The organism is Agarilytica rhodophyticola (assembly GCF_002157225.2).
Lineage (GTDB): Bacteria > Pseudomonadota > Gammaproteobacteria > Pseudomonadales > Cellvibrionaceae > Agarilytica > Agarilytica rhodophyticola.
Map to the genome: position 1 here is coordinate 477,487 of NZ_CP020038.1, position 25,510 is coordinate 502,996.

General features: G+C 43.2%; 11 protein-coding genes. 10 read left to right on the forward strand and 1 reads right to left on the reverse strand.

The genetic code is table 11. The annotated features are described in order from the left end of the window. Positions 1 to 147 precede the first annotated feature (147 nt). The 3 genes from BVC89_RS02010 (at position 148) to BVC89_RS02020 (ending at position 5,485) form a co-directional block, all read left to right on the forward strand. Positions 148 to 3,393 (forward strand): S41 family peptidase, encoded by a 3,246-nt coding sequence (locus BVC89_RS02010; protein ID WP_086929632.1) that lies wholly within the window; start codon positions 148 to 150, stop codon positions 3,391 to 3,393. A gap of 136 nt (positions 3,394 to 3,529) precedes the next feature. Then, positions 3,530 to 3,985, forward strand: a complete 456-nt coding sequence (locus tag BVC89_RS02015) for a hypothetical protein (RefSeq protein WP_086929633.1) — start codon at positions 3,530 to 3,532, stop codon at positions 3,983 to 3,985. Between the two features lie 234 nt (positions 3,986 to 4,219). Continuing rightward, a complete protein-coding gene (locus BVC89_RS02020; protein WP_086929634.1) occupies positions 4,220 to 5,485 on the forward strand; it encodes a DUF4331 family protein in 1,266 nt (421 codons plus the stop codon). A 38-nt stretch (positions 5,486 to 5,523) separates the two neighbouring features. On the opposite strand, the gene BVC89_RS02025 is transcribed toward BVC89_RS02020, so the two are convergent. Then, positions 5,524 to 7,548 carry a beta-propeller domain-containing protein gene (locus tag BVC89_RS02025; RefSeq protein WP_086929635.1) on the reverse strand — a complete coding sequence of 675 codons (2,025 nt, stop codon included), beginning with the start codon at positions 7,546 to 7,548 and terminating at the stop codon, positions 5,524 to 5,526. 415 nt (positions 7,549 to 7,963) lie between these two features. Here BVC89_RS02025 and BVC89_RS02030 point away from each other — a divergent pair, with 415 nt between their 5' ends. The 7 genes from BVC89_RS02030 (at position 7,964) to BVC89_RS02045 (ending at position 25,507) form a co-directional block, all read left to right on the forward strand. After that, positions 7,964 to 11,548 carry a BadF/BadG/BcrA/BcrD ATPase family protein gene (locus BVC89_RS02030; RefSeq protein ID WP_086929636.1) on the forward strand — a complete coding sequence of 1,195 codons (3,585 nt, stop codon included), beginning with the start codon at positions 7,964 to 7,966 and terminating at the stop codon, positions 11,546 to 11,548. A gap of 23 nt (positions 11,549 to 11,571) precedes the next feature. After that, a complete protein-coding gene (locus BVC89_RS02035) occupies positions 11,572 to 13,200 on the forward strand; it encodes a 2-hydroxyglutaryl-CoA dehydratase (protein WP_086929637.1) in 1,629 nt (542 codons plus the stop codon). 348 nt (positions 13,201 to 13,548) lie between these two features. After that, positions 13,549 to 13,710 carry a hypothetical protein gene (locus BVC89_RS29500; protein WP_158657747.1) on the forward strand — a complete coding sequence of 54 codons (162 nt, stop codon included), beginning with the start codon at positions 13,549 to 13,551 and terminating at the stop codon, positions 13,708 to 13,710. 260 nt (positions 13,711 to 13,970) lie between these two features. After that, positions 13,971 to 14,117, forward strand: coding sequence for a hypothetical protein (locus tag BVC89_RS29505; protein ID WP_158657748.1), 147 nt, complete (start codon positions 13,971 to 13,973; stop codon positions 14,115 to 14,117). A 118-nt stretch (positions 14,118 to 14,235) separates the two neighbouring features. Continuing rightward, the gene (locus tag BVC89_RS29510) at positions 14,236 to 14,385 is read left to right on the forward strand and encodes a hypothetical protein (protein WP_158657749.1); all 150 of its coding nucleotides are present in this window, start codon (positions 14,236 to 14,238) and stop codon (positions 14,383 to 14,385) included. Between the two features lie 113 nt (positions 14,386 to 14,498). Beyond that, positions 14,499 to 14,792 (forward strand): hypothetical protein, encoded by a 294-nt coding sequence (locus BVC89_RS02040; RefSeq protein WP_086929638.1) that lies wholly within the window; start codon positions 14,499 to 14,501, stop codon positions 14,790 to 14,792. Between the two features lie 467 nt (positions 14,793 to 15,259). Then, complete coding sequence (locus BVC89_RS02045; protein ID WP_086929639.1) at positions 15,260 to 25,507, forward strand: Ig-like domain-containing protein; 10,248 nt, start codon at positions 15,260 to 15,262, stop codon at positions 25,505 to 25,507. The last annotated feature ends 3 nt before the right edge of the window (positions 25,508 to 25,510 follow it).

The window sequence follows — 25,510 nt, forward strand, 5'->3', positions numbered from 1 at the left end:
ATAAAGCTCGTGGAGTTTGATGCAAGAGCTTGTCAGACCGTTGTAGAATGAGCAGCAACTAATTGGGGCCAGCTAACAAGCTCCAGTCTATTTAGAGCTCTTTCATTAACAGATCAACGACTATGGAATTTCTGCTGAGAAGATAAGATGAAATATAAAAATATTTTTTTACTCGGTGCTTTATTAAGCGGTGTCGTATCGTTTGCTAAAGTGCAAGCGACGCCTCAGGATTCAACACGATTACTACGCTTTCCTGATATTCACAAAAACTATGTTACCTTTGTTTATGGCGGGGATATTTATATCTCTTCAACTAAGGGTGGTTTAGCCACGAAATTGACTTCCGATGAAGGTTCGGAATTATTCCCTAAATTTTCACCTGATGGTAAAAAAATCGCTTTTTCCGCCGAATACAGTGGCAATCGTCAGGTCTATGTAATGAATGCTGATGGCAGTGATTTAACCCAGCTCACCTATTATAACGATGTGGGTAAAATGCCACCACGAGGTGGTTTTGACTATCGGGTGTTAGACTGGACGCCTGATGGCAAGAATATTCTTGTACGCGGCAACCGCTTACCTTGGGGGCCACGCATGGGACGGCCAATGTTGGTGCCTGTAGAAGGAGGCATGGCTCAAGATATGGCGGTGCCTGAAGGCGGCGGTGGTATGTTATCGCCCGATGGTAATCGTCTTCTCTATACACCTATCGACCGTGAATGGCGTACTTGGAAACGTCATCGTGGTGGCCGCGCGCAGGATGTCTGGATTTATAATCTCAACGATAACACTAGCGAGCAGTTGACAACCAGTAGAGCAACAGATCAGCAACCAGTTTGGGTAGGAGATAATATTTACTTTGCCTCCGATCGTGCCTATACCCTTAATCTTTATCGGTATCAAAAAGATGGAGAGCCTGTACAACAAACGTTCCACAAAGAGTTTGATGTGCTCTGGCCTAGCGCCGGCCCTGATGCAGTAGTTTATCAAAATGGTGGCTATTTATACCGCTTTGATCCCGCTTCAGAAAAAGCGGAAAAAATGGATATTAAGGTAGCGGGTGCTCGGCCCCATCGTCAGCCAGTGTTCAAAAATGTCGCGGCTTTTACCGATACCTTTGATTTATCTCATGATGGTAAACGGGCACTGTTTGCCTCGAGAGGTGAGCTATTTACGGTGCCTGAAAAAAATGGCCCCACGCGCAATATTTCTAACACACCAAGCGCTCGAGAAATCAGTGCGAGTTGGTCACCAGATGGCAAAAATATTGTCTTCTTAAGTGATGCCAGTGGTGAGTACGAAATTTATATGCGCTCACAAAATGGTAAAGGCACCGCCAAACAGCTAACCAAAGATTCGAACATTTGGCTATTTCCTCCCGTGTGGTCCGGAAGCTCTGATAAATTGGCTTGGTCTGATGCCAATCAAAAACTTTGGGTGATGTCGATCAATGGTAAAGCAGTAGAAGTGGATCGTGGCCGCTATGGTGATATAGAAGAGTATCAATTTTCTGCTGATGGACGTTATTTAGGTTATGTCAAGCAAGCTCAAAACGGTTTGGCGCAAATTTGGTTGTATGATAGTAAGTCTAATAGCACGCGGAAGTTAAGTGATAATCAGACTTCTGATTTTTCACCCGTATTTGATCCTAAAGGACGCTATCTCTATTTCTTATCAAATCGTGATTACAACTTAAATTTTTCAAGTTATGAATTTAATTATCTCTATCACGACGCCACCCGAATATATGCCGCGCCGCTCAATGATACTATCACTATGCCTGGCGCACTTAGCAGCGACGAAGTGGGAGAGGCTAAAAGCACAGATGGCAAAGGTAAAAAAGATAAAAAGTCTGACAAAGCCCAGGTGATTACCCTCAACGCTAAGAAAATGCGCGATCATGCAGTTGCTCTCGTGGCTAAAGCCGGAGATTATCAGCAATTATCTGCTAATGATGAGGGCGTGTTGGTGATTGCGGGCAATGGCGGCAGTGGTAAGCTGACATTGGTGACGGTTGATGAAAAAGCCAAGAGTGAAGTGATTGCCAGCAAAATTGATAGCTATCGCCTCGCCGCTGGTGGTAAAAAAGTGCTGGTGAAACAAGGTAAAGACTTCTCAATTATCGATGCGAAAGCGAAGCAAAAACCTGAGAATAATCGTCTTTCACTTAAACACTTACACATGCGTATCGATCCTGAAATCGAATGGGCACAAATGTATAGAGATGCATGGCGTACCCTACGTGATTGGTTCTATGATCCCAACATGCACGGTCAAGACTGGCAAAAAATCTATGATAAATACCAGCCTTTAGTTGCTCATGCTGCTCACCGCAGTGATTTAGACTTTATTTTAAGTGAAGTAGCCGGTGAGATGAATGCGGGTCATATTTATGTCCAATCTGGCGACGAACCCTCTGTTAAACGTATCGAAGGTGGTTTACTCGGTGCTGAAATAGCCTCGCATACTTCTGGAAATTTCCAAATCAAAAAAATATTTAGAGGAGAGAATTGGCATGACAATTTTCGTTCTCCTTTAACCCAAGCTGGTGTGAATGTTAGCGAGGGTGAATTTATTTTAGCGGTGAATGGGATTGCAAGTAATACAGTTAAAAACTTCTATCAGTTGATGGAGAATACCGCTGGTAAAATAACCACTTTAACCGTTGCGGCAACGGCCAACGGTAAAAATACTCGTGATGTTTTAGTAAAACCTATAAAACGTGAGACAAGCTTACGCTATCTCGATTGGGTAGCTTCTCGCGCGGCCTATGTTGATAAATTATCTAACGGCAGAGTAGGTTATATTCATCTACCCAATACAGCGATTGACGGTAATCGAGAGTTATTTAAACAGTTTTTACCACAAATTAATAAAGAAGCGTTAATTATTGATGATCGCTACAATGGCGGTGGTTTTATTCCTGAGCACATGATTGCTATGTTATCTCGGGAGCCATTAAATTATTGGAAACGCCGTGGCACAGAACCATTGTCGACGCCTTTCTATCAGCATACAGGCCCGAAGGCGATGCTAGTGAATGGTTATTCCAGTTCGGGTGGTGATGCTTTGCCTTATTACTTCCGTAAAAATGGTCTTGGCAAAATTATCGGCACTCGCACCTGGGGCGGATTAATTGGTATATCTGGCAACCCCAGGCTTGTTGATGGTGGGCAGGTGCTTGCTTCGACTTTTCGTTTTCTTGATACCGAAGGTAAATGGGCGGTAGAAAACGAAGGTGTTACACCGGATATAGAAGTATTGGATCGTCCTGAATTGATCCACCAAGGCAAAGACCCTTCCATAGAGCGTGCGGTTAACGAATTGTTAAAAGAGCTACCTGCTTCTCCTGCGCCTGCAATGAAAGCACCGCCTGCGCCCACTAAATTTTAACCTGTTCATTAACCCGGCATAAATTCCTGCCGGGTTAATTATGTTTGCGACACATTTAAATCGAGTTAGAATCGCCCAGTAGACTTTTTCAATACAAAGTTGGCATAAGTTTTATTGCCTTGGGCTATAAAAATAGATGATAAAATTAATAAAAACTATAGTGATGCAAGGACATGGTGTTGCTTCTGGTAAGTCTAAGACTTCGCCTTACCCAAGAGGGACGATTGAAATGCAAACACCTCACTTTCAGCGTCGCGGCTTAGATGTTTCTAATTTTTTTCCTGGAACATTAAATTTATCTATTGCCCCTTATATTTTCAAATGCGTGAACCCAGAGTACACGTTCCGCTCCGTGCATTGGGCCGAAGGTTTCTCATCAGAAGACTTTTCTTTTTCGCAATGCGAATTGTTATACCGCAATAGTAGTTTTAATGGTTATATCTACTACCCGCATCCCGAGACAAAAATTAATCATTTCCAGTCAGATTCCTTAATAGAAGTTATATCTGAAAAAATCCCTGAAATTCAGTACGGCGATGTTGTCACATTGAAATATCAAGAACAAGAGATCGATATTGTTGAGGCTCTTTAGAGTCACTAGATTTTTTCACTCATTCCTATTTCTTAACTAGCGTCTGTTAACAGCTTCTAATATCGTGCAATGAGTTGTTCGAATTTCAATTGATTGTTATGCTATGTATTCTATTATCATAAAGCAGACCTATTTTGATATCTCGCATATGACATAGGCGTTCATATTATATTTTTCAGTTTGTAGTATTCGAACCTATATAATGTTGTATCAGGCTTTGCATGGAGAGATGCATTGTATATTCAGAAAATATTTTCCGATGGTCTTTTTGTTGTTGTAAAAGCGGCTATTACTTCACTAATAATATTGTCATCGATTGCTTTTGCTACGGATCATGTCGATGGCGATATATATTTTGAAAACCCACTGGTGGATATTAGTGATCTCTATGCTTTTATGAGTCCACAGAATCCGGAACGTCTCGTACTAATTTTAAATTCATATCCTTTTGTGCCGCCGAGGGCTCATTTCTCTGATAAATTGACATATCGATTTCGCATTAAACCCGTCGAGATAACTGGAATGGGACTTGAATCTCGCTTTAATATTGTTGATAAGGAATATCGTTTTGACTGTCGTTTTTTAACGCCTCACGACCTGAAAGAATATTCGATAACTTGTCGATCGTCTTTGGATGAGTCGATCAAGCGCAATGTCAACGATGAAAGTGGGAAAGAAAAAGATGGTATACGAGTGTTTGCCGGTAAAAGAGAAGACCCTTTTTTGTTCGATTCCTCTTGGTTTAAAACCTTGTTATTCGATCGCTGCATTCCGCCCTCCAATGCTTCTAATGAAATGTCCAATTTAAATGTGCTGAGTATCGTTTTGGAATTCGATATAAGCAAACTTACCCACCTTCATAAAGGCAGTCTATTTGCGGTTGCTGGTGAGATTACACAAACCCTAGAAGGCGACAAACACGAGACGATTATGGATCGAGTTGGACGACCAGAAGTGAGTAATGGCCGATTGGTGACCTTAGTTAACGAGGAGGATTTAAGGCCTTATTATAATCGTGAAGACACCTTTTCATTAAAGCCTGAAAATAAAACTCGCTATCAGGCACGCCTGCAAGAAAACTTGGATTATCTTGATGGTCTCGATGAGATGAAAGACTGGTCAAAAGATTGGGGCAAAGTGTTGGTCGATTTATTGGTAAATGACTTTTTAGTGATCGATATTGCTAAACCCTTTAGTTCAAGTGGCTACTTTGATATTGAGAGTTCCATGCTAGACAATAAACCTCACACTCGAAGTGGTGGCAGGGTGCCAGGAGAAAGAGTTATCAATCAGTTAACTACAACAATGATTAATGGTGGTCATGGCCAAGGTATTAACGATGGTATTGCCCCCAATAATTTTAAAAACAAAGTATTTCCCTACCTAGATAAACCTGCTTCTGGTATTTGGCCCTATGTGAAAAATAAACTGGCAAAACGTATTGTTAAAGGAATTGCCATGAAAAAGAGGGATTTGACTATCAAGCCTTGTGAGAACTGAAGCTAAAGTAATAACAAGATGTTGATTGGCCCAGTTGATTAATCACTGGCCCCAAAATTAATTCTCTGTTTTTCTATTACATAACCACCCGAAAGATAGCCTTCGATCAGTTCATATTTCAATAAAGCGAATATACGATCTCCAATAAATATGGGGCGGGCAGAGCCATACCAGTCCGTGCAGGACACTGTGCACTTGTTGGGATTTGACCATTTAACTGTGCGATCACCCTCAAGTGCGCCTGCTGGTTGAATGAATAGTTGCTCATCCAAAGTGAGGTAATTCATATCAACAATGGGTTCTCGTTGAAAAAACTTCCCTCCTTCGCGCTTATAGCTTTTACCTTCCATTGGTCGACCAACAGGAAAGCCTGCGATACCTCCAGCTTCGTATGGCCGGTAGAAAAAACTATGACTGCGAGACTCTGCCAAATGAGATCCTGTTTGCGAATAAGCATCAATCATAATGGGAGCGTCATATTCCAGCTGTAAAGTAGCAGTCACTGATGAATAAGTGTTTTCTTTGATAGTATTACCGAGTAAAACCGCATTTTTCCCTGCTGGGTAGATTTGTGCAATATTAAACTCTGTCTCAAGTCTATCCACTATTTGAAAATTCAGGGGATCTGCAATGGTTAACAAGGATTGTGGAATATTATTTGTGGAAGCGTGAGAGAAAAGTAAATAATTTCCTACAAAACGATTGACCATTCCCCAATGGCTGCCGTAGTTTTGCGGATCTAATCGCAGATAGTTTTCCTCTGGGATGTGGGGTACAGTGTTAGAAAACTCGGATAGGGGAATCGATAGAGCATAAGTCTCAAGTGGGTAGGGTGTATGAATATCACTATAAGGATGCTCCTTATCTAAGGGATAACTGCGAGTCACTAAAAATAGATTGTCTTCTTTTTCAGCAAATGAAAATTGATCTAGGGGCTGTCCCTTGAGCGCTACCGCTGTGACATCGCTATTTTCCTGGACGTTATCCTGTGGCAAGGGTATACGATAAACAACTGATAATTCATCTTCTTGCAAATAGCCCAGTTTGAGCATGTCCGTGATTTGATCATCCACCAGCTCGGGTAAGGCCAGTACATGACGGTTGCCTGAATTCCATACATATACTGCGTTTCTTGATACGTAGTGGTCTGCTGAGTAGCCGCCAAAAACACTGGTAGCAGAGCACTCAAAGTTCTCTTCATCCAGAGGACAAACCACCACAGAAGTCATGTGAGGTCGGTAGGTGCCTAGTAGAGGATTGTAGATGGTATGGTTAGAAAAGAGGTCTCGTGAGTCAGTTAAAGAATTATCTTTATTGAGTGTGGCTACTGTAGGTAATACTAAATTCGCATCATCATCCGAGTCTTCTTTTGCATCGCTCTTAACTGGCATATTTTTGAGAATAAAAACCAGCTTACCGTCCACTAAGCGGCTAGCGTAATTACTTTGATCAAAATAGTCAGACGAGTTAATTAAGTATGTTTTATCATGTTCAAGTTGACCATCAGCGTCGATAGTAAAAAACTGATACTCACTCCCATTGAGAGCATAGCTATAGCCAATCACGATAACTTTGTTTTTATAAATTAATAATTCATCATACCACGAGTCGTAATGTTTTTCTGTTTGTTGCACATTGAACTCACCCACTTTTCTTAGCGGGTCTTTGGTTTCCACAACATAGATTTTTCCCCGTTTAAGAATCAACAAATATTTGCCATAACGCTTAACAATACCGCCTTCGTCAACAGATGCCTCCTGATTATTGGTAATAGAATTACCTTCACTATCTGGCGCTGCAGACTTAGCTAAAGGGGCGGATTTCGCATCCGCTAGAAATGCTACTTCTTCTATTTGCGAAAAAGAGTGGCGGCTATAAAGTTTATTTTGCTGTTGTTGTAAACGTTTTGAAAAATCTTGCTGTGCCTCAACATACTTTAAAACTTCAGCATCAGACTTTGCCTGAGTCAGTACTAATTGGCTAGTAGAGGGTTTTGGCAGCGATGTACACCCTTGTAATATGGCGAATATACAAAGGGAAAAAAACTTAGTTGAAGATCTCATCTAGATGGCTTCCTAGTATCGGTAGGCTTACAACTTTTACGTGAAAGCTATATGTAACTTTGGCTGCATTATAAGCACTAAATTAGCACCATTATAATGCTTCATGGGTTAATTAAACATGAATAGAGCAAGGACTTATGTAAAAAATCGTATTTTAACGATTGTTCTTAACTGGGTGGCTTGGCTATTTATTAGAGGACAATGATAGGTGCTTTTGTGAACAAGAGCATAGTAATGTGAGCACAGCATTTTTATGCATCAGATGTTAATGTTTCGTTGTTGTTTCACGTGTCAATTTTGATAGTATTGATAATAAAAAGTAGATCTATGCGCAATTTCTAGCGCTTATAACTGCTTACGTATATTATAAAAGTTTCAGAATTATTTATTATCAACCAATAACCACAAGAAAGTTATGGATAATAATACATTATTGCTCGGTATTGATGTTGGGTCAACAACAGTTAAAATTGCTGTCGTTGAAGAAGAATCAAAGAAAATTGTGTGGAGCAAGTATTTGCGTCACGAAACCAAGCAAGCAGAATGTGTTTTAAGAATGCTTGGTGAAATCCTTGCCGCATTTCCAAATATTCCTACCACAAACTTTAAAGCATTTATTACGGGCTCTGGTGCAGGGCCGATCGCGCCACATATTGGGGCGAAGTTCGTTCAAGAAGTTAACGCCGTAACTCTAGCGGTAGAGGAATTACATCCTGATGTCGCTAGTGTAATTGAGCTTGGCGGGCAAGATGCTAAAATCATTATTTTTAAAGAGAATACCAAAACAGGTGAAAAGCGCGCAATAACATCGATGAACGACAAGTGCGCTTCTGGTACCGGCGCCACTATTGACAAGTGTGTGATTAAAGCTGGCCTACCACAGGATGAACTGGCAAAATTAAAATTTAATCCTGATAAACTTCATCATGTAGCAGCTAAGTGTGGTGTATTTGCCGAAACAGATATTGTCAATCTGGTTAAGAGTGGCATTCCTGCTGAAGAAATTATGTGTTCTCTCGCCGATGCGATTGTAGGACAGAACTTATCTGTACTTACTCGTGGTAATACTCTTAAAGCAAAAGTTTTATTACTTGGTGGTCCTAACACCTATTTGCCGTTCTTAAAAGAATGTTGGCGTTACCGTATTCCCGAAACCTGGTTGGAGCGTGAGTACGACTATCCTAAAGATGTGCCAATTGAAGAACTTATTTTTACTCCGGAAAACTCTGAATATTATGCGGCTTATGGAGCGGTATTATTTGGTATTGTGGAAAATAAATTTGATATATTTAAAGGGTTAGATGATTTACAAGAATTTATTTTAGTTGGGCGCCAAGAACAGCTAGGTGATGATGCAGGCCCCCCTTTATCTAGTAGCAATGATGAAGCACAAGCGTTTATTACAAAATATCAGCTCCCGGCGTTTGATGCGGCCAAAATACCTTATAAAAAAACTATCTCTGGTTATATTGGGCTCGATGGTGGCTCAACATCAAGTAAATGTGTGTTACTAGATGAGCAAGGTGAAATTCTACAAAAAGTTTATCAGCTTTCTAAAGGTAACCCTCTAGAAGATATGAAGGAAATGTTCAGTGCTTTACAAGATTGGGCTGGGCAATACGATTCGACTTTACATATTCTCGGTTTTGGTGTTACCGGTTATGCCGGGGATATTATGGAATCCTCTTTAAATGCCGATGCTAATATTGTTGAAACCGTCGCTCATATGAAAAGCGCTCAACATTATTTTCCCGATGTAGACGTGATTTGTGATGTGGGTGGACAAGATATTAAAGTTCTTTTTATGGAAAATAGAACGATTAAAAATTTCCGTCTATCCAACTCATGCAGCGCTGGTAACGGTATGTTACTACAAGCAATGGCAGATCAGTTCGGTGTACCGGTAACAGAGTATTCTGAAAAAGCCTTCAGTGCGAACCTTTCTCCAACTTTTAGTTATGGCTGTGCTGTTTTTCTTGATTCTGATCGAGTGAATTTTCAAAAAGAAGGATACAACGGTGAAGAGTTACTCGCCGGTCTCGCTTTGGTTCTGCCTAAAAATATCTGGCAATATGTGGTACAGATTCCCAGAATGGCTGAACTAGGTAAAGTGTTTGTTTTACAAGGTGGAACACAAAAGAACTTAGCAGCCGTAAAAGCTCAGGTAGATTACATCTGTGAGCGAGTACCAGAAGCACAAGTACATGTCCATCCTCACACTGGTGAAGCGGGTGCACTAGGTGCTGCATTTGAGGCTCGCAGGGTAGTTAATCGACGCGGCTACTCTACCTTTGTCGGTCTTACAGAAGCGATTAATTTAAAATATGAAACCCGCAATGACGAAAGTACGCGCTGTCATTTTTGCGCTAACGATTGCTCGCGTACTTTTATTGATGCGGTAACGCCTACTAAGGAAATAGCGCGTTATATTTCGGGCTTTTCCTGTGAAAAAGGAACAGTGGAAGATTATGATGCGTTGCGGCAACTAAATAAAAAGCGACGAGAGCGCATGCGGGCTTACCCCAATTTAGTTGACTACGAAGCTACATGGAATTTTAAGCCTCTTTACAAAACAGAACCCCTGCCAGAAGAACATAGTGCTATTGAAGATATTAAAGTAGAAAAAAGTTGGTTTGGTAAGATCAAGCATAAGCCTTATGTTCGTGGTTTTCTTCGCTCCTCTAAAGACGCGCAGGAAAAACGCTCGCAGCTTAGGATCGGTATGCCTAAAGCTTTAAATATGTGGAGCACCGGACCGTTTTGGCGCGCCTACTTTGAGACTTTAGGCATTAAACCTCGCAATGTGGTTTTTTCTGATGATACTAGTGAAGAATTATGGCAGGCTGGCGGCAAGTATGGCTCTGTCGACCCTTGTTATCCAGCTAAAGTAGTTCAGGCTCATATACATAACTTGTTATTTGTCCATCATGAGAAAAAGCCGTTAGACTGCATCTTTTTTCCCTCTATTACTCATATTCCCACTTTTGTTGAAGGTGTGATGGATACGGCTTGTTGCCCCATTGTGGCGGGCACACCGAAAGTTATTGGTGCGACTTTCACTAAAGAGACGGACTTTTTCGCTCAGCGAAATATTGAGTACTACGATACTGCTGTATCTTTGAATGAGCCTTTACTCATTAAACAGAAAATGTTTGAGCAATTTCAAGAGCTGCTTGAAATAACTGAAGATGAAAATAATTTTGCTATTGATCAAGCATATAAAGCACTGGCATCGTTCGACAGTATGATGCAAGAGAAAGGCCGCGCGATTTTAGAGGAAGTCTCTTCGCAAAATCGCATTGCGTTACTTATGACAGGCCGCCCCTATCATAATGATCCAGGAATGAATCATAGTGTTCTAGAAGAATATCAAGCCTTGGGTTATCCCATTCTTTCTCTGCGTTCTATACCTAAAGATAGCGAATATCTAAAACCTTATTTTGCCGAAGATCTAGAGAAAAAACATGTAGACTCTCCATTAGAAATTCACGACATTTGGCCAGAAAATTATAGTGTTAACAGTGTGCAAAAAGTTTGGGCGACCAAGTTTGCTTCCCGCCATCCCAATGTGGCAATTTTAGATCTATCAAGCTTTAAATGCGGGCATGATGCGCCGACTTATGGTTTGGTTGATCGTATTGTTGGAGCCAATGGTACGCCTTACTCTGCACTTCACGATATCGATGCTAATAAACCTTCTGGTTCTATTAAAATTCGTGTCAAAACATACGGTTATACTTTGAAACTGGCGGAAGAAAAGCTAGAAGATGAGCACCTGCGTTGCCAAGAACTGGAGAAAAACTTGGTGGCTAAACGTTTAGCTCTGCTGGAGGCTGCCCCTCAAGAAATTCGCAACGATCAAATGATCGTTAACGAAATTGAAAAATTAAAACATCAAGTTGAACAACTATCGTCACCTTCCGTTACCATAAGTGAACCGAAGATTGTCGAGCCAATATTAAATGCCCCTCAATTAATTGAGGCGGTACAAATAGATTAATAGAAGAGATTAGGTAAATTAACATGCGCCAGACTACTGATAAACAAGATGCAGTGCAAACGCTAGATCCCAATGCTTTTCTTAAAAATATTGATGAGCAGGTGCTTAGTTTTGAGGAAGATGAGCGTCAGCGCTTAGGGCTCGATAGTGAAACAAAAGAGCATTGGCGCGATGCCAACCCAAGAAAATTCACTGCGCAGCAAAGAAGCTCCACGACAATTTTACACGCAGGCCTAACCATGGCTCACGACTTGTTTCTACAGTCTACATTTCGTGGACTGGGTTATAAGGTTGAAGCTATGGAGGTGCCCGATAACGAAGCCTTGCAGTTTGGTCGTGAGTTTGGCAATCGCGGTCAATGTAACCCCACCTATTTTACGGTGGGTAACTTGATTAAAAAACTTAAACAGCTTGAAGCGTCGGGGATTCCTAAAAAAGAAATCGTTAATAATTACCTTTTTGCCACAGTGGGCTCTTGTGGGCCATGTAGGTTTGGTACTTACGTAACAGAATATCGTAAAGCGCTTCGGGATGCGGGTTTTGAAGGTTTTCGCGTGCTGTTGGTACAGCAGGCCGGTGGGATTAAGCAAGCCACTGGTGAGGAGCTAGGATTAAAAATCAATGCGCAGTTTTTTCTCTCCATGGTGAAAGCGGTGATAGTAGGAGATATTCTCAATGCTCTGGGATACCGCATTCGTCCCTATGAAATAAATCCTGGGCAAACCGAAGCCACCCTTGAGCGGGCCAAAGCTCGAATTGCTAAGGCTATGGAAACAAACAAAGGTTTGTTGCGCGCACTGCTAACCTCCCGCAAAGAGTTGCAAGCTATACCTGTTGACCGCACCCAAGTAAAACCTAAAGTAGCCATTATTGGTGAATTTTGGGCGATGACAACAGAGGGTGATGGTAATTATAAAATGCAGTCCTTTTTGGAGCAGGAAGGCGCTGAAGTGGATATTCAACTAGCCATAGCTTGGCCGCTGTATTTAATGTGGTGTGCTAAATACGACACGGAGGATCGCGCGCGTTTAAAAGGTACTGATAAAGGTGGCGATAAAGGAAGTAAGTTTGCCTTGGAGAATGTGGATGTACGCAAGCGCCTATTAATGTTGAAGTTCGGTGACAAAGTTGTTCGAGCTTTATTTTACAGCTATGCAAAATTACTGGGGCTCAAAAACTATAAACTTCCTAATATGGATGAGATCGCTAAGATTAGTCACAAGTATTATGACAACAATCTACGTGGTGGCGAGGGTCATATGGAAGTAGGTAAGTTGATTCAAAATGTCTTACATCAGAAAGCCAATATGACCTTAAGCATCAAGCCTTTCGGTTGTATGCCTTCCAGTGCAGTCTCTGATGGTGTGCAATCACTTATCACTGAGTTGCATCCTAATGCAATATTCCTACCCATTGAGACCAGTGGCGACGGAGCCGTGAATGTCTATAGTCGTGTGCAAATGCAGTTGTTCAAAGCTCGACAATCTGCCCAAAAGGAAGTCGAGAGTGCTCTAACAAAATTTGGCCTAAGCTTCGAAGAGTTTCGAAATAAGATTCGTACATCGAGAAAATATCAGAACCCTCTATATAAAAGCCCACATAAAGGTGCATGCACCTCGTTGGATCTTGTTTACGATTGTGCCTCTAATTGAGGCCCATACAATTTAAGCTTCTAATTCCCTTGGCAATTGAGAGCAGCCGTCATATAATGCTCGACAAATAAACTTTCATTTGGCTCGGCACTAATATTTAACACGATAAACGTCATGATGATTCACTTATATTCATACATAAACAATGTCTGCCTGCATGCGATCCGTGTGATGCGTAAACGCCAGTGGCATATTAATCGTTTATCCTTGCCTGCTAAATAAAAGAAATTTGGTAGGCAGAGCGCCTTCCAGATCTTAAGTTTTCATTAAAAAAACCCGGAAGGCCCAACGCCTCTCCGGGTTTTTTTTTGCCCACGGAAGGGCTTATTGCGCGGAACACATGGAAGTGTGAGAGCGGTTTTGCCCATGGATGGGCTTATTCCGCGAAGTACAGGAAGTACGAGAGCGGCTTTGCCCATGGAAGGGCTTATTCCGCGAAGCACAGGAAATGCGAGAGCTTTAGTAAAGCAATTGAGAGTTGTAAGAGAAAATTTATTGAATGAGGCTTAGATTAAAATTTTATAAATGAATAGCGTGATTTTACCGGTAGGGAAAACTTGATTTATTATCAAAGCTTCTCTAATGCCCTCTGTCTTTTATATTGCATATGTGCGCGATAGGTTACTTATCAACTTAAATAAATAGAATGGCGCTAAATGTTATATAACATTACTTACTAATTGGTTTTAGCGCTGCTTAAACTTGGCTTGTAGCCACTACCATATTAATTTACAGTTAAAAAATATTTACTAATACAACGATACAACATTATGAAGATTCAAAACCGACATCATTTATCTAAGCGTAAGCGCCATTTTAATATGCGTGCTGCTCAGCAGATCTTACAAGTGCGCTTAGGTAAATATCGTCGTCTAGATTGGTGTAAAGAATTAATGTCAGTGGTAGTGAAAAAATGATGTAAGTAGCTTTCTTTAGGAGGGCTACGGCCTTCCGGATACTAGATAAACCCCGGTTGGTGTAAACAGCTGGGGTTTTTTTTGTCTGTAAATTTTTAAAAATATAATTGGAGGGAAAATGAAATACAAAATATTTATTTATGAGAACTATTTTAAAACTAAAGAGAAACTGTCAAAACCTGGAGAGGCTGAAAAAAATAAAGCTGATGATCAAGCTATTCTCAGCGAATTTTATCGTGTTTTTTTTAGTGTTATGAGAAATAAATAGTGAGATTAGTGGGCTTTGTATAGGCAAACGTTAACATAGAGCTTTCAATTTTAATCCATTATATTTGCTTAATTATATTGTTACATACTTCTAGTATTTAAAGGGGCGCTATTATGAGAGTAGCTGTAAGCAAACGTGGTGTGTACCATGCCGATTTATACTGTAGTGATACTAGCGCTGCAAAAAAAGCATTAAGAGAACACCGTGTATCTCTACTTGCCATCGATTTCTATTTAAAAGGCCGAGATAATGGGGTGACTATTATTGCTTGGGGGAAAGTAAAAAATGTGCTTCCACAATATGTTGTTGTGACAGAGAGCGAGCGTAGCAAACGTATTTTACTATCTCTTGAACTTAAGAATGCGGGATATTGCTCGGCAGATGGTACAACTTTTATGAAATATTGATCAAGAGCAAAGGGGAGGTAAAAAGGGTAAAATATTCCGACACTATTTTTCTGTATGAGGGTGTTTTTTATATATAATGTGTTGTAAAATACGAATCATGATAAATATTAAGGATATAAATATATTTTATACGCCAAGTATGTGAGCATATAAAAGCTTAAAGAAAGGAGTCTTTCTTCCTGATTTTACCCATTTTCTACTTGCGATTTCGTCTAGTATCAAGCCTTAGGCTGTTACTTGGACGATAGAGCCGTGCGCAGAGAAATAAGTTGCTAAAAGCTTATTTCTAGTAAAAAACTATAACTAATGATGTATGTCAGGCCATAAAAAAATTAAATAATATTCTGCTTTGACCTTTAGTCGGTCATAAAGCTTTTTAAATATTAAAAATATTGAGAAAAATATAAGGAGTGAGGCTTTAATTTCGGCCTCGCCAATGGAATTATTAAGGATGTAAAGGTATAGGTATGAGACCTTCATTAATAGCAAAAAGTATTTTTTTGTTTACCCTGTTTTCCGTAAGATTACTTGCGGCGCCACCAGAAATTACCAGTAATGCACCAAGTGAAATAGAAGTTAACCAAACTTATTCCTACCAGCTCAACGCTACTGATCCTGAAGGCGGTGCATTAAATTATTACTTCGATTTTAAACCGCCTAGTATGGCAATAAGCAATACAGGGCTTATTACCTGGACGCCTACAGTTGCAGATGTGGGTGATCATGCTTATCGAATTATTGTCAATGATCCTGAAAACTTAGAGGCGTCCCAATATGTGGATGTGAGAGTGACTGATCCAAGTAATACTGCCCCCGTTATTTCTGCAGAACCTATTGTCCAAGCACCTATTAATCAAACTTATTCTTTTGACATTCAAGCAAGTGATATCGATGGCGACCCGTTAACATTTTTTGTAGATACCGAGCCACTTGCTACCGGTATGACAATAAATTCCCAAGGCGTCATAAACTGGACGCCTGCGACCAATCAGATTGGTGAATATTCTGTGATTGTGCGTGCAGAAGATAATCGCCTTGGCGTTGCCTATTTAAAATATGATTTAGCTGTTATCGACCCTACCAATAATCCACCGCAAATTACCAATAAATCCCCTTCGGAAGTTGCGCTTGCCGGGCAACTTTATCGCTATGAACTTAATGCTATTGACCCCGATAACGATGTATTAAGTTATAAAGTGGAATCTATTCCTAATATTCCCAGCATGACGATATCAAATACTGGTGTGGTTGAATGGACACCGGGTGCCGCTGATGGTGTTGATTACATTATTGTTGTTTCAGTAGATGATGGCCGCCTCGGGCGGGATCGCCACCTTTATCCTTTGAATATTGATGGAACGCCGCCAAGCAATAGCCCTCCACAAGCCATAAATAGCACGGTAAACGCTACCGAAGATCAGTCTGTTGCCTTTACCTTACAAGCTTCTGATGTGGATGGGGACGCATTAACATATTCATTACAAACTCAACCAACTAATGGCAACCTAACGGGCACTGCTCCGAATTTAACTTATTCACCAAATGAAAATTTCAATGGTGGAGATAGCCTTACTTTTATTGTTAATGATGGTACGGCAGATTCGAATGTGGCAACCGTGACATTAAACGTTGCCGCTGTTAATGACCCACCACTTGCTAATATTCAATCTGTGCAAACAGAGGAAGGTCGTGCGTTAACAATTACACTCACTGGCTCTGATATAGAAAGTGGTAGCTTGAGTTACATAATAGACACACAGCCAGCCAATGGTGTTTTGTCGGGTTCAGAAAATATTTTTACCTACACTCCAAACAGTGGCTTCAGCGGTAGTGATGCTTTTACATTTCATGTGAATGATGGTGAGCTAGACTCTGATATTGTTAATGTTTTTATCACCGTAACTTCCTCTAATCAAGCCCCCACAATTGTCAGTCAAGCACCTACAGTCGTGGCCGAAGCAAGTGAATATCGCTACCCTGTAAACGTTGTTGATCCCGATGGCGATGCCACAACATTAACGCTCCTAAACGGCCCAGAGATGATGACGGTTGACTCGGTTGCAGGGGCACTTGTTTGGGCTAACCCTGTGGTAGGTGTCTACCCTATTGTTCTTCAAGCCAGTGACCCTTCTGGTTTATCTGTGCAACAAAGTTTCACCTTGCACGTTGTTTCTGAGCAGCCCCCTGTTACCTATTTAGGCAGCGATTTTTGGTTTATGTTTAATAGTAATTCAGGCACTGCTGAAACACTCGTATCTATTGCTGCACAACAAGATACGCAAATCGACATTGCGATGCCGTTGTTAGGTTCTACCCATTCTGTTGCTATTGCCGCAGGGACTGTGGAGATTATCGATGTTGCGCAGGCCTTCGGTCTTGATACGACTTTTTATAATGTGTTTGGAACCCAGAATCTGGGCTTTCATTTAACGTCTGATCGTAATGTCTCTGTTGCAATCAATAATAAATCCCCAAAAACAACAGATGCGGCACTGATACTGCCTGTGGATGCCTTAGGCACAGAATATATGACCATGACGTGGACTGACCCCCTCTACAACACGGGGCATTTCGGTGGTTCATTTGGCAACTATATTGGCTTTGTTGCCACTGAAGATAATACTATTGTTAACGTTACACCTAGAGCAGATGTCGAAAATCATGCAGCAGGTGAGACTTACCAAGTGATGCTCAATGCAGGGCAGAGCTACCAAGTGCGAACGCCTGTAGGCGCCCAAGCACAAGACTATACCGAACTTGCTGGTAGCCTAATTTCTGCCGATAAGCCCATTGCCGTCTTTTCTGGAAATGTTTGTGCGGCTATACAAGCGCTGTTCTGCGACCATCTTGTGGAGCAATTAATTCCTATCGAAAGCTGGGGCGCGAGTTATGAAACTCTCCCACTTTTTGGCCGAAGCGGGGGAGACACTTTCCGAGTGTTGGCCGCCTATGATAATACCTATGTCGTGATTAACGACAACTATGTTGCTCAACTTAATGCTGGTGAATTTTATGAATGGCAGACCCCTCAAGCACAATCTGTTCGCACTTCTAAGCCGGCATCCCTAGCGCAATTTTCCAACGGTCTCCAAAGTGATGGCGGTGTTGATGGTTATGGTGATCCTTTCATGATAACTGTCCCATCCATCGAGCAAGCCCTAACGTCTTATCTTGTGACAAGTGGCACCACGCGCTTTCCGCGCAACTATTTTAATATCTTGGCTAAGCGTGGCTCCCATCTTTCTATTACTATGAACAATTTTCCTGTGGATCCAGCGCTTTGGCAGGATACGGCAAACACTGATTTTGTCGGAGCCCAAATCCCCGTTGAAATGGGGCAATCCTTCGTTTTTACAGGTGATGACGTTTTCACTCTCTATTCTTATGGCTATGGACAGGAAGAGTCCTATGGTTATTTAGGTGGATTAGCCTTGCAAGGTCGCGTAAGTTCAGCAAACTTGAATATTAGTACGACACTGGAGTCACCCGCTATGGGTGATCAAGTCTGTGTAGAAGCGCTGGTGACTGATCCGGCGAATGTACCCGTTGCACAAACGCAAGTGAGTTTTCAATATCGCGTTAATGGCACTGATCTAGACAATAGCGCTACCACCGATATTCTTGGCCAAGCGAGGTGGTGTTTTCAAGCGAGTGCGTCTTTAGAAACTGTGCACGTTAGTACTGCTAACTTGACTGAGACAGTGTCGATAACGGCTATTCCTCGACAGAGTTCGGATAATCTAGCCCCTCTGATTGTCTCGCGTCCATCAATGTTTGCCATACCCAATGAAAATTACAGTTATACGCTGCTAGCGCGAGATGCTGACAACGATGCCTTGAGTTATAGCCTACTGGATGCGCCTGAAGGAATGGCGATTGACGCAAACGGTCTTATTACATGGCAAACACCTCGCAACTTTGGACAAGCTTGGGTTGAGGTTGAGGTAAGTGATGGCTCTGCCACAGATACACAGCGTTATCGAGTTAGCACTCATGCTAGCCAAAACCGCTATCCAGAAATTACTACTGAGCCTTTAACAGAAGGCTTTGCTGGACGCCAGTATTCTTATCGAGTTATAGCGACAGATGCTGATCGTTGGCCTCTTACCGGAGAGGGTGATGATTTAACTTTTAGGATTGTTAGCGGGCCAGAGGGTATGGCTTTCGTTAATCAAAATAATGCCGCCAATGCAAGTGGCTTCCTGCAATGGGATGTACCTGCGGATGCCACAGGTAACTATGCTATTAGCTTGGAAGTTCGTGATCAAGCAGGGCTCACTGACACACAGTCATTTACTTTGGTCATTGAACCTAATCAAGTACCGCAATTTACCAGTACGCCTGTAACCACGGCGATCACTAATCATTCATATCGTTACAATTATGTTGCCAATGATGCTAACGGTGATACGTTAAGCTACCGCCTTGTCAGCGGGCCCGAAGGCATGACTATCGTCAACAGCCTGTCGTTTTATATTCGTTGGACACCCACACAAGAACAAGTGGGTGACTTTCCTGTGATTATCGAAGCTGCAGATCAATTTGGGGGTGTCACACAACAGTCATTTACTATTAGTGTCGCCGCAAATCAGCCGCCGCAATTTACCTCGGTGCCCAGCACTCATGCGGTGGTAGGTCATCACTATACATATCACTACGTGATAGAAGATCCTGAAGGGGATTCATGTTCCTGCCGACCAGAACTTCGTCAGGGCCCCACAGGTATGACATTGACCAATACGTTAAATTGGAGACCAACAGCGGAGCAAGTAGGTACACACACCGTTGAAATCTACCAACATGACGGTCACGGCGCATTTGTGACACAAACTTTTGATATTACTGTTGTGCCTAATTCACCACCGGTATTTACCTCGGTGCCCATCAACTATGCTCGGGTTGCAGCGAACAATTACAACTACAGCATGACAGCTAGCGATGCCGACAATGATAATGTTTTCTTCCGACTGCTCAGCGGTCCACAGAATATGATTGCATTTGGTCGATCGCTACTATGGAACCCCTCTGCCACGCAACTGGGAACTCATGCGGTCAGTCTTGAAGCGCGAGATAATTTTGGTGGCATAACTATACAAAACTTTGATGTCACGGTGGTGAATGAGCACATTATCATCACAGATTCTCCCGTTGATAGCAGTATTGCAGCTGGCGAACTCTATCAAGCTTCTGTCACAGCCTTTCACTCAGACGGTCGCCCTGTAACTTATGCGTTAGCAGCAGGAGCGCCTTCAGGTATGACTATCGACGCCAGCTCTGGCGCTATTCAATGGCAGACCAATGATACAGATGTGGACAGCTACAGTATTGGCCTAATCGCCTCTGATACACGTGGACGACAAGCATCGACTAGCTTTAACTTAGAGGTAAGCTCCGCTAGTAATAGTGCCCCGGAGATTGTCAGCACACCTATTTTCAATGCTTTCTATAGCGAAGCCTATAGTTACAGCGTTATTGCGACTGACGCCGATAACGATACACTGACCTACCAGCTACTTAGCACTATTGAAGGCATGACGATGAGTGGCAACGCCATCAACTGGCTGCCAACAAAACAGCAAGCGGGTGCTCACGAAGTGAGGGTTCAAGTTTCCGATGGTACTTTTAGCACCACACAAACTTTTAGCCTACAAGTGCTGGACCCTGACCTATTTCTTACCGCCAATATCTTTGTCGACCCAAAGAATATTGATCTTGGTGAGACGGTTCTCGTCCAAGTTCAGGTGAACGGTAATCGAGGAGTTACTGCGATACAACTGGAAGTGGACGGTGCGGTTGTCGCCCTTGACCCCGTCAACCATAGCGCCGCGATCAGCGGTGATAGCACTGGGGTTCATACCCTGAGAGCCACCGTCACCGATGCTCAAGAAACTGTTGTAGCGAACACATTTTTTACTGTGCGTGATGCCAATGACACAGAGGCTCCCGTGGTCAGTATTACTTCTCCAACTGATAACTCTGAAGTGCTGGCGCCGATGGATATTACTGGCTCGGTTAATGATGCCAACCTCGCGGAGTACATTGTTGCCGTTGCTCCGGCCAATACACAGGACTTCCAAATTCTTAATCGTGGGTCTAGCAATGTTACCGGTGGCGTTCTGGCACAACTTGATCCTTCTGTAATGACCAACGGTCAATACATTATCACTCTTCAGGCCAGCGATATTAATGGCGAAACCAGTGTTGCCAGCGTGTTAATTACCCTTGATGGCGATCTAAAAGTGGGCAACTTTAGCTTTAGCATACTGGATTTAGAGATTCCAATGGCGGGCATTCCTATTCGGGTGCAGCGCAGTTACGACTCTCGCCGCCGTCACGAATCTTTGGATTTTGGCTACGGTTGGCAAGTGTCTTATCAAGACCTAAAACTTGATGAAAGCTCAGAGCCCACGGAAGGTTGGTACTGGGAAGAACGTGTATTGCCGTTTAATTCTGGATCTGGGCCTTTTGTTGCCCGTGGCACCTGTATTTATCCCCGTCAGCCTAAAAAGGTGACGGTCACACTGCCTGATGGAGAGTTGCACAAATTTGCCGTGCGCCCACAAATGGTAGGTGGCGGAGCTGCTTCTATTGCCGATGCTAACTGCTTTTTAACACCCGCTCGTTTTACAACATTGCATTTTGATGCCATTGGCAATACTGATTCCACTCTGGAGTGGGAAGGCCTCTTCAACCTTTACCTGACTAATACCAACGATGGTAATTTAAGTGCTGATCCAGGTGAAATTGCTCCTTACAACATCAATCGCTATCGCCTAACAACCCGTAATGGCTACGAGTATGTGATCAATCAGGATTTTGGTATCGAATTTGTGATCGATCCTAATGGCCATACGATCACCTACAGTGATACCGGTATTGTGCACTCGGCAGGGAAGTCCATCGGCTTTGAGCGCGATAGCCAAAGTCGCATCACGGCGGTGGTTGATCCCCAAGGTCAACGCATTGAATATGATTACAACGCCAATGGTGACCTGCGTTCCGTAACAGAACGCGACGATGCCAAAACCCGTTATGCCTATAACCGCAATCATGGTTTGTTGGATATTATTGATCCGCTTAACCGCCGTGTAATTCGCAATATTTATGATGACAGTGGTCGTTTAGTTGGCCAGCAAGATGAAAATGGTGTGGAGAAATCTTTCAATCATGATACTGCTGCTCGCCTATCCATCGTGGTGGATTTGGATGGCCGCAGTACACTCTTTGGCTACGATGAGCGCGGCAATGTGCAGACAGAAACCGTGCTTATCAGTGATGGCAGCTATGCGGCCGATATTGTAACGAGCTACAGCCACGATAGCCGTGATAACCAGACGAGCAGAACTATTGGCTTAAGCACATGGACCACACCTCATGACGATAATGACGATATCACCGAATCGTGTAACCCCGAACGCGAGTGTGTGAGCTACTCCAATTACAATGCCCTCGGTCAAGAAGGTACGATTACCGATGAGCGCAACCATAGCTACACCATGCATTATGACCCTGCGGGAAACTTGACCCAGGTGGATTCGCCGACAGTGACGGACCCCGATACGGGCACTGTGAGCACACCTCTGGCGGTCAATATGATTAATAATCAGGGCTTAGTGGACAACACCACGGATTTACGTGGTCTGACGACGACCTACACCTATTACCCGATAGATCATGTTAACGAGGGGCAAAAGCACACTGAAAGTAATCCAATTACCGGAACTGTGACTTATACCTATGATGCTAATAATAACCTCGCCACAGAAATGCGTGAGCGAACGGTGAATGGCGTCGTTGTTAACGAAACCACAAGCTATAGCTACGATGAGCGCGATCGCCGCACTCGCACCACCTATCATGATGGCAGCTATACCGAAACGGAATACGACCTGGCAGGTAATGTGGATCGTGAAAGGGACCGCTTCGGCAATTGGACGGACATGGTCTACGATGTTTATGGCCGCCTGACCCTAACCACTTACGCCGACGGCACACAAGAAGTGCGTACCTACTCGCCAGAAGGGTTATTGGAGACCGTGACGGATCGTCTTGGCCGTGTCACTCGCAACGAATACGACGATGCCGGTCGCCTGCGTTTTGTGCGCAACGAAAGCGATAACACCTTTACCGAAACCCGCTACACCGAACACGGCTGGGTGTCGAATGAATACGACGAGAAACGCAACCGCACCGAATATGGCTACGACCTTGCCGGACGTCGTACCCAAGTCATTCGCCATATTGATGGTGGCACCCAAGTACACAGCTTCACCTACTACCCCAACGGTGAACTGCACACGGAAACAGACGCTCTTAACCGCACCACCACCTATATTCTGAATGAATTAGATCAGCGCATAGAGGTGCAATACCACAATGCTTCACGCATGGCAGAACGCTTTGACTTTATGGGCACCCGTACCCGCAGCATCGACCAAGAAAATCGCGCTACGGTGTTTGATTACGATGACCTCGGTCGCCTCACGTCGGTAACACCTCAAGTAACGATCGAGGGGGTGGCAGTACCCGCCACCAGTTACACCTACGACGAAGCGGGTAATCGCCTCACTCAAACCGATGCCAATGGTCACACCACTATATGGACTTACGACTTGTTTGGCCGCGTGCTTACCAGAACCTTGCCCGAAGGGATGAGCGAAAGCTTTGTCTATAACGACGGCCAAGGCTGCCAGCCCAATGCCGGTATTAACTGCGCCACCGCCAGCAGCCCCCGCACCACCGTGCACACCGACTTTAACGGCGACATCATCACCACGGCCTACGATATTATGGGCCGGATGATCGCCAGCCAATACAGCAAAGACGGCCAAAGCCAGGTGTACACCTACTACGATAACGACCAAGTACACACGGTGACAGATCAACACGGCACCACGACCTATACCTACGATGTGCGTAATCGCTTAACACGTGAAGTGAAGCCCGATGGCACACAGATGGACTATGGGTATGATGATGTGGGGAATCGTACACGTGTTAGCATCACAAGAAATGGGCAAGTCACTAGCTTAACCACCTACACCTACGACGAACTCAATCGTCTAGAACACGTGATCGAAGGGGAAGGCGCCAATGCTCAAACGAGTACATATACCTACGATGATGTAGGCAATATGCATACCTTGACTTACCCCAGTGGCTTAGTCACCGAGTATGTGTACAACACCATTAATCAATTAACGGATGTGTATACCCGCGATGCCTTGGGTGCAGTGATCAGCCATTACAACTATGGTTTAAGCGCCACCGGCCGACGGGAAACCATCACTGAATTAGACGGCAGAACCACGGCCTATTGCTATGACGCCCTTTACCGACTCGTAGACGACGTTATCTTTGATGCGCCGACACGCCCTATTACAGAAGGCTGTCTCACCGATACCACCGGTGCAGATTACCGAGCACATTATGACTACGATTGGGTAGGTAACCGCACCTTTGAAACGGTGGATGGCGTTAGTACATCGTATAGCTACGACGACAACGACCGCCTTAGTCAAACCGGTGGCACTACCTACGCCTACGACAATAACGGCAACACGTTAAGCGAAACCCTGGATGGCAATGTAAAAACCTACACCTGGGATGGTAAAAACAAACTGATTGAAGTTACGACCGCCATGGATGGCGGAAGTACTGGTAATGCAGGAGCAATTACCACGTACACATACAATCACAACGGCATCCGCTCCAGTAAAACCGAAGCAGGCACCACCACCCATTTCATCCTCGATGAAAACCGTGACTACACCCAAGTGCTGGAGGAGATAGAGAACGATAGTGTGACAGTGCAGTACACCTATGGTCATGACCTCATCAACCAGACACTAGGTACGAATACTAGTTACTTCCACTATGATGGCCTGGGATCTACACGAGCACTTTCTGATGACTCCAGTGTCATGACTGATACGTGGGACTTTACAGCTTTTGGGGAAATATCTAACTCAACGGGAGGAACCGAAAATAGTTATCTATTTGCTGGTGAGCAATATGATAGTTCACTTGATAATTATTACTTACGGGCAAGATACTATGATCAAAGTCATGGACGTATGTTGTCTATGGATACTTGGATGGGGATCATTGAAAACCCAATAACTTTAAATAAGCACTTATATGCCAACGCTGATCCGGCCAATATGATCGACCCAAGTGGAAATATCTCTATTGGGTCGTCAATGGCCGCAATAAGTATTTTAAGTATTGGTAGTACAATAGCGATAAATAGTAATAATGGGTTTAACCTGAGTCGTATTACCCAACCAGGTTTTAACGGGGCTTTGAGTAATAAAGAGCTTGGTGTTATAACTTTATTGACAATGAATCCTAGTTTATCTTTGTGGAAGATGGCTTTTAACGATGGCGACGAATCTAATTCTGTTTCCAGAGTAGAAGATGTTCTTGAGGCTCAAGTTGCAGATTTGGAGCGTCGAGATGCTGCCGAGAGTATTTCTGTTCCTATTCCTCCGAGAAAAAAGCGATGGACTACTTGTATTGCAAGGATTCAGGACTTAGGTAGGGCTGCTGGAAGCCGAGCAGTTTATGGATGGGGCTGGGGTATGAGTAAGGATTTTCAAACTGCAAAAAGAGCGGCTATTCGAATGGCTAATAGATCTATACAAGCTATTGATACGCATCATGCCCAATGGCGATGCATTGATAGTAGTGGTCAAATTCAACGGCCTAAATAGTAT